Below are 671 nucleotides of genomic sequence, written 5' to 3' on the forward strand. Positions count from 1 at the left end.
GATCACAATGGGCACGAACAATCCGCCGCTTTCGTCCGAGGACGTCGAACGCTTCGGGCCTGATCCCCTTACCAGCTTCCGCACCAATCTGGCGTCGGTTGAAGAGCGCATCACGCTTGCTTGCGCACGGGCCGGGCGCGACCGTGCCTCCGTGCGGTTGCTGCCGATCACCAAGACGGTGCCGGCCCATATCCTGCGATATGCCTTCGACGTCGGCATCAGCACCTTCGGCGAGAACAAGATCCAGGAGGCAATGACAAAGAGCGAGGCGCTTAACGATCTCGCCATCGACTGGAGCATCGTCGGACATCTGCAGACCAACAAGGCCAAATATCTGACCCGCTTCGCGCGTGAGTTTCATGCGCTCGACAGCCTGCGGCTCGCCGACCTTCTGAACACGAGGCTGGACCGCGAAGATCGCTTCCTCGACGTCTATGTGCAGGTCAACACGTCTGGCGAGGACAGCAAGTTCGGCCTCCATCCGAGCGCACTGCTGCCCTTCGTGGAGACCCTCGATCAGTTTCCCCGTCTCCGGCCATGCGGGTTGATGACACTTGCGCTGTTTTCCTCCGACATGGCCAAGGTGCGGCCTTGCTTCATTCTGCTGCGCCGGCTGCGGGACAAAGCCGTGAAGCACAACGCCGCGCTGACCGGGCTCTCCATGGGTATGA

The 671-nt window shown here is 61.4% G+C and carries 1 protein-coding gene; it reads left to right on the plus strand.

What is annotated here, in order from left to right:
• Positions 1–7: 7 nt before the first annotated feature.
• Positions 8–671: YggS family pyridoxal phosphate-dependent enzyme (locus tag AC0L2B_RS00150; protein WP_473743629.1), on the plus strand; the 664-nt coding region annotated here is incomplete at its 3' end.

The sequence above is a fragment of the Mesorhizobium sp. WSM4815 genome, assembly GCF_055811575.1.